Origin of the sequence: uncultured Flavobacterium sp. (assembly GCF_963925185.1) — a bacterium.
GTDB lineage: Bacteria > Bacteroidota > Bacteroidia > Flavobacteriales > Flavobacteriaceae > Flavobacterium.
This window is the reverse complement of the sequence record NZ_CAWURC010000029.1, coordinates 20,222-27,198: the sequence shown is the minus strand read 5'-3', so window position 1 is coordinate 27,198 and position 6,977 is coordinate 20,222. Positions and strand designations below refer to the sequence as shown.

Sequence of the window (6,977 nt, the reverse complement as noted above, 5' to 3'; positions counted from 1 at the left end):
CGTGAACCATACAGTGAAGAAGCAGATGCTCCTTTCACAATCTCGAAAGATGCAATATCATCTATATTGATATCAGCTAACCCGCCTTCAACAAAAATACCATCCATAATTACTAAAGGAGCATTCGAACCATAAAAGTTAGCAGCACCACGTAAAAGAATTGTAGCTCCTTGACCAGGTTGACCTAAATTTGTAACTGTAATACCAGCTACCTTGCCTTGTAAAGCACTTGCGGCAGAGCCTGCCGGAACCTGTTCAAGTTCTGCTGCCGTTACGGAAGCTACCGTAACCGACAATTTTTTCTTTGAAGTCGCACCAGCTACACCAGTTACCACCACTTCGTCTAATGCACTGGCATCTACCACCATCACAATGTCAATTGTGTTAGACGTTCCAACTTGTTTTTCAACAGTTTTCATACCAACAAAGCTGAATTGAAGCGTAGCTCCAGTAGCAACTTTGATAGAATAGTTACCATCAAAATCAGTTTGAGTACCTGTTTTGATACCCTTCATAATTACTGTTACGCCAGGTAAGGGTCCGCTTACATCTGAGACGTTCCCTGTGACATTTTTTTCCTGTGCAAATGAAATTTGCATCATTAAAAATGTCGCCAGCGTTAATAAAAAAGTAATGTTTGTTTTCATAATTTATTTAGTTAATTAAAATTAGTGGAACAAACTAAGTGTTAAATAAACTATAAAACAAATATTAGAGGTGGACAAATGGTGGACAACAGTGCTTTAAGAAATTAAAGTGCTGATTTTTAAGGAAAAAACCTAACTATTACAATTGTTTTTAAAACACCCCCTACCGTAAAAATTAATCTCTAAATGGAGAGATATACGATGCAAAATGAATTTTAGCGTTTAAAAGTTCCTTATAAAAGTTAATAAGTCGTCTTCATTAAGATTTATTTTTTTTCCTAAACGTTGCTTTTTTTTCACGACACTGGCGCATTCCATTTGTAAAATATTGGAAATTTCTTTATTGCTTAAATTGAGTTTTATAGCGGAACATAGAAAAACATCAGAAGTTGTTAAATGGGGAAATTCACTTGTTAATTTCTCATTAAAATCTGTGTTTATAAGGCTGAATTTGTTCAAAAAGGAGTTCCAATACGGTTTTAATTCTTTTTCCCCTTCCGTGCTCTTTGCTGCGAAGGTGTTTTTTGAAAACACTATTAGTTCTTCACGAAACTGTATGTTTTTCAATTCTAACTCTATTATTGTTTTGTTTCTTTCAAACTCCAGGGTTTTGAACTCTAATTTTTGTTCAGTCATTGAATTGTTTAAAACCAAATTATCTTCTTTTATAATATTAATTGCTTTATTAATGCCCGTCTTTTGTTTCCAAAAAAACAGCATGGAAATTAGTATTGCCAAACCTAAAAAACCCAGAAAAGAATACAATTTAGAATTTTCATAAATTAAGGTCTCCTTTGTTTTTTTTGACTCCTCAAAAAGTTTATTATTATAATTAATTTCTAATTTTAAAAGATGTTGTTTTTGTGTATTTAAACTATCTAAACTAGCAATGTATTTTTGAACAACTTTTGTTGATGTCAGATTTCCGAACTTTATTTGTGCTTTTAAAATAGCCAAAAAAAGTGATTTTTTTTGATACCCATTTGACTTTTTAAATAAATCAGTGTTTTCTATTTTAGAAACAAAAGGCTTCAATAATGTATTATTATTTTTTTGTGTTAAATAGTCAATATAATTAGCCGCTATAAGCAACACTTCGGGATCGTCAATTTCAAAGCCAAATTTTATTGCTTTTTGATATAAAATAAGAATGTCAGCATCCTTAAAATTCAAAGTCACATCTAAATTTTTGCTTAAATCAAAGTAAGGGCTTAATCGTAATTTATTGTTTTCATCAACAGAAGGGGTAATATATATATTGTCAAACGCTGCTTTATAATATACTTCTGAAATATTAATGCTTTTATTATTAAAAGCTGATTCTGTATTTGCCCTAACACCATAGTATGCGCTTAATAATTCTTTATCTTGTAGCTTTTTAAGAAACTTCTCATCTATCCTTAATAAGGTTTTTAATGCCCGTTCTGTTTTTTGAATTTTAGATAAACAGCTAGCGTAATTAATTAATGCAAATAAATAGTTACGCTGGTCATCTTCATTTTTTAAAAAGCCAATGCTTTTTTCAAATAAAGGAATGGCTAAATCACACAATTCACTTTTAGCGTAAAGCTCTGCCAAATTAAGTTGTTGAATTGCTAAATGTGGCTGCGTATTTGTTTGCTCTAAATAATCAATCCCTTTTTTAAAATACCCTAACGCTTTAGGTAAATTATATTGTTGAGAATATACAGAAGCTATTTCACCATAAACAACAGCTCTTGATTTTTTATCATTGGTAGTGTTTAAAACAGTATTAAAATAAAGAAGCGCCCTATCATATTCTCTTTTATTTTTATATAAAACCCCCAAACTCATCGCGGAATTAATTTCATTTTTCGGACCCACTAATTTAACAGACTTATTATGATAATAGGCTTCCGAATTAGTTATAATTCTATTCTTGAAAGAGCCTCCTGATTTGCCGAAGCCTTTTGCTTTTATAGTGTCATTCTCTTTTTTCGAGTTTTTTATTATTGTCTTTACATAAAATTTAACGCTTTCTGGATGACTATGTATATAATAATCAACCCTAATCATCATTTCTTCCTTAGAAAGGGTATGACCAAAAACAGGCAACGCCAAAAAAACAAAACAAAAAACAAGTCCGATTTTGGGATATTTCATAAGCATGTTCCGAAATTTATAACAATCTGCTAAGATAACAACTTCATAAATACCAAATGTGCTTTTTTAGACTAAACTTTATTTTCAGCATTCTTAATTAAAAAGGAATTTTAACCTAACTCTTACGCAAAAAAAGGTTTCAAAACGAAATGTTTTTAAACCCACACTATTGTTACCCCTTCAATTAGCGACCGTCCTGATAACTATATAGGCAAGGGGTTTCTAATTTTTTTTGACAGTAGCCCCGTCGGGAATCGAACCCGAATCAAAAGTTTAGGAAACTTCCATTCTATCCGTTGAACTACAGGGCTGTAAATAATTTTTGTTGTGGGGGATTTTTTAAAATCTGTTTTTTGGTAAAAAATTAAAAAGCAGGGTAAAATTAAGGATTATTTTTTCATAAGAAAGTATATCAAATAAATTATATAATTAATGATAAGAATTAAAAATGAACTAAATTCGTTGGTCTTATAATCAATGTTAAAAGGTGAAGTTAATGATTAAAAATATCCTTTTCAGTTTCCAATTTCTATTTGTTTTATTTAATGTTTTCCCTCTTTTTAGCCAAGTGCAAAAAGATACGATAGCGCTTTCTGAAATAACCCTAGAGGCTTCGCCCATAAAAAATAAACTTCAAAATTCCGCCTCTTCCGTTTCGGTAATTAGCAGAATCGATATCCATAAAACCGATGGCATTGTTCTTACTCCAGTTTTGAATAAAATTCCCGGGGTGTTTATGCAGCAAGGCGCTTTGAATACGAATAGAATTACCATTCGTGGAATCGGAGCTCGCATACCCTATGGAACGAGTAGGATTAAAGCCTATTTTGATGGGATTCCAATAACTTCAGCAGATGGTGAAACCGTCATCGAAGACATTGATGTGGCATCTATTGAAAAAATAGAAATCATAAAAGGACCCAACTCAACCAGTTTTGGATCCGGATTAGGGGGTGCGTTGCATTTATTTTCAAGAGAAACACCTGTGAGGGAATCTTTTGGGAAATACACTACAACTTTTGGTGATTTTGGTTTATTGCAACAACGTCTTTCGGCAGCTTATAGTGATATACATTCAAATTTATATTCTAGTTATTCTGAGTTACAAAATGAGGGATATAGGACAAATAGTTCCTACACCAGGAAAAATTTTAATTTGTTTGGTAAACAAAAAATTGCCGCAAAAGGGAGTTTGTCTTTTATAGGGATGTATTCCAAACAAAAAGCCTACATTCCAAGTTCTTTGAGTGAAAAGGATTTTAATAACAATCCTGAAAAGGCGGCCGCTACTTGGAATGCTGCTCAAGGATTTGAATCGTACAATAAATGTATGATGGGATTGGGCTATGACCATCAATTTTCGGAAAAATGGTCTTTAAATTCAAGTGTTTTTTCTAACGTCAAAGAGGCTTACGAAGCGAGACCATTTGATATTTTGGACGAAAAGACCCGTTCATTGGGACTTCGTTTGAACATAAATTATAAAGATCGAATGCTCTCTTTACCTTTTGAATTGAGTTTTGGATGCGAAATGACTACTGAAAATTACGAATATTCCCTTTATGAAAATTTGTATCTAAATCAGCCTGGAAACGGAAGCATCCAAGGGAATCAGTTCAGTGCTATTGCCGAAAAAAGGAAGTACAGTAATTATTTTTTACAAATGGAATTTTGGCTAACAAGAAAGCTGCATTTAGAGACTGGGATTGCCCTTAATACAACCAAGTATTCATTAAAAGATGTTTTTCAAACTAATCCCGAAAGTCAAAATCATACTTTTGGCTCTATTTTGTCACCACGAATTGGGTTTTCGTATCAAGTGGGGAACTTAAAAAACCTATATGCTTCAGTAAGCAAAGGATTTTCGGTTCCCTCAGTTGCTGAAACACTAACGCCAGCAGGTCAAATTAATACGGATTTGAAACCAGAAATGGGTTGGAATTACGAAATCGGATTCAAGGGAAATTGGTTAGACAATAAATTATATACTGAAGTAGCCCTTTTTAGCACACAAATAGAAAATTTATTGGTCGCTAGACGCACCGCCGATGATCGATATGTGGGAGTTAATGCAGGTTCGAGTTCTCATCCAGGAGTTGAATTTATTGTCAATTATAAAGTTTTGGAATCTAATAATTTTCAAATCACGCCTTATTTATCAGGAGCCATAAATCATTTTAAATTTAAGGATTTTGTAGATGGAGCTGCTGATTATTCTGGAAACCAACTTACAAATGTTCCCAATAAACAATTGAATTTTGGATTGGATGTAGACACTAAATGGGGATTTAGTGTAACTGCCTCATCCCGAACCACGGGCAAAATCCCCATGAATGATGCTAATACAAAATACACGAACGCCTTTTCTTTACTCGATATTAAGACAACCTATTCTTTCACGGTGCTTAAAATTCTGAAAACTGAATTGACTGCTGGTGTTAATAACGCATTGAATGAAAAATACGCGGCAAGTATTGTGCCCAACGCTCTAGGTTTTGGCGCTGTTCCGCCAAGGTATTATTACCCTGGCAGCCCAATAAATTATTATGGAGGCGTATCGATTTCTTGTCTTTTTTAATAAAAAATCTTGTGTACTACTTTATTGTTTAATAGCTTCAACTTGTTTGAGACTTATCATTTTTTGGCGCTTGTTGCTCCAAGAGTTCCTAATATAATTCATTACATCGGCAACTTCCTTATTAGACAATCCCATGGGAGGCATGGTGTTATTGAATTTTTTTCCACTAACTATTATTTCCCCAGTTTGTCCATATTTCAAGGCATGAATACTTTGATTTATATTCTTACTCAGCCAATCAGAACCGTCCAAGGGAGGAAAATTTTTCCCATCTCCTTTGCCATTCACCATATGACATTGAATACAAAAATCTAGATACACTTCTTTCCCTTTTACAATACTTTTTTCTAGGGCCGTTTTTTCTTGAACTATTTTTTTTACTGATAAGCCATCGTTTTCTTTATAAAAATCATCAGGAGATTTAAAATTTAAAAAGTAAAAAGTGTAGACTAGTAATGTCGTATATCCTAAAACATATTTTATTGTTACCATACTAATTAGGTGTGATTTTAAGAATTCCTTTTCCTTCCACCCCAATATAAATATAGCCATCAGGACCTTGTGCCACGTTTCGTATACGTCCGATGTCGGTACCAATCTTTTGTCTTCCAATGATTGTATTGTCTTTTAATTTTACTAATTCCAAGTATTGGAATTTTAAAGAACCTACCAGTAAATGTCCTTTCCATTCTGGATAGCGATCACTAGTTACAAAAGCCATACCGCTTGGCGCAATAGAAGGAAGCCAATAGTAAATAGGCTTTTCTATACCTGGTTTTTCGGTTTCGGTGCTAATCGTAGTTCCGTTATAATCGATACCATAGGTAACGACCGGCCACCCATAATTGGCTCCTTTTTTAATAATGTTAATTTCATCTCCTCCTTTAGGCCCATGTTCATGTTCCCAAAGGTCGCCCGTTACTGGATGTATTGCCAGGCCTTGTGGATTTCTATTCCCATAGGTATAAATGGCTTCTTTTGTGTCTTTTTGACCTACAAAAGGATTGTCTTTAGGCGTACTACCGTCTTCATTTAATCGGTATATTTTTCCGTTGTCACGAGTGATGTCTTGAGGGTTTACAAAATGGTTTCCTCTTTCTCCAGTCGAGAAAAAAAGAAACCCCTCTTTATCGAAGACAATTCGGGAGCCAAAATGCTGCCCTTTGGTGGTGTTTGGACTCGCTTTATACAGAGATTCAATTTGTGTTAAGCCTCCATTTTCCAATTTGGCGCGAATGAGTTTAGTATTGCCTCCCTCTCCTTCCCCTTCAGAGGAAGCGTAAGTAATATAGATCCATCCATTTTGAGCATAATTAGGATGTAAGGCAATATCAAGTAAGCCACCTTGACCTCTGTTGTATACTTTTGGTACATTTTTAATTTCGCTTTTCACACCGTTTCCAATTTGATATAAAACACCGCTTTTTTCAGTAACCAACATCGTTCCGTCAGGCAACCAAACCATTCCCCAAGGAATTGGTATACCGGATGCAACTGTTTCAAAAGTGTACCTTATGACTTCATCCTGCAGTTGAATATCATCTTTTTTTTCTTGTGCCATACAACTTATGAGAAGAAAAAAAAGTAGTAATGAAGCGTATTTAATCATGATTTCGCTTTTTGAGTTC

Annotated in this window: 5 protein-coding genes and 1 tRNA gene; 1 reads left to right on the top strand and 5 read right to left on the bottom strand. The window is 33.9% G+C overall.

What is annotated here, in order from left to right:
* The 3 genes from AABM59_RS06635 to AABM59_RS06625 form a co-directional block, all read right to left on the bottom strand.
* A partial coding sequence (locus AABM59_RS06635; RefSeq protein ID WP_338408194.1) for a TonB-dependent receptor plug domain-containing protein occupies nt 1-515 on the bottom strand: 515 nt, incomplete at its 3' end.
* A gap of 354 nt (nt 516-869) precedes the next feature.
* Complete coding sequence (locus AABM59_RS06630) at nt 870-2,771, bottom strand: tetratricopeptide repeat protein (RefSeq protein WP_338408193.1); 1,902 nt, start codon at nt 2,769-2,771, stop codon at nt 870-872.
* Nucleotides 2,772-3,010: 239 nt separating this feature from the next.
* Nucleotides 3,011-3,082: transfer RNA gene (locus AABM59_RS06625), tRNA-Arg, on the bottom strand.
* A gap of 185 nt (nt 3,083-3,267) precedes the next feature.
* Between AABM59_RS06625 and AABM59_RS06620 the strand changes: the two genes are divergently transcribed.
* Nucleotides 3,268-5,349: a TonB-dependent receptor gene (locus AABM59_RS06620; RefSeq protein WP_338408192.1), complete on the top strand. Its 2,082-nt coding sequence runs from the start codon at nt 3,268-3,270 to the stop codon at nt 5,347-5,349.
* Nucleotides 5,350-5,370: 21 nt separating this feature from the next.
* Here the strand turns inward: AABM59_RS06620 and AABM59_RS06615 are convergent, their stop codons facing one another.
* Nucleotides 5,371-5,841 (bottom strand): cytochrome c, encoded by a 471-nt coding sequence (locus tag AABM59_RS06615; RefSeq protein WP_338408191.1) that lies wholly within the window; start codon nt 5,839-5,841, stop codon nt 5,371-5,373.
* Between the two features lies 1 nt (nt 5,842).
* A complete protein-coding gene (locus AABM59_RS06610; protein ID WP_338408190.1) occupies nt 5,843-6,958 on the bottom strand; it encodes a PQQ-dependent sugar dehydrogenase in 1,116 nt (371 codons plus the stop codon).
* Nucleotides 6,959-6,977: the final 19 nt, after the last annotated feature.

What these genes read in the sequence shown, in the direction of transcription:
- AABM59_RS06630 (WP_338408193.1), bottom strand. Translation starts at nt 2,771, where the DNA reads ATGAAATATCCCAAAATCGGACTTGTTTTTTGTTTTGTTTTTTTGGCG.
- AABM59_RS06615 (WP_338408191.1), bottom strand. Translation starts at nt 5,841, where the DNA reads ATGGTAACAATAAAATATGTTTTAGGATATACGACATTACTAGTCTAC.
- AABM59_RS06620 (WP_338408192.1), top strand. Translation starts at nt 3,268, where the DNA reads ATGATTAAAAATATCCTTTTCAGTTTCCAATTTCTATTTGTTTTATTT.
- AABM59_RS06610 (WP_338408190.1), bottom strand. Translation starts at nt 6,958, where the DNA reads ATGATTAAATACGCTTCATTACTACTTTTTTTTCTTCTCATAAGTTGT.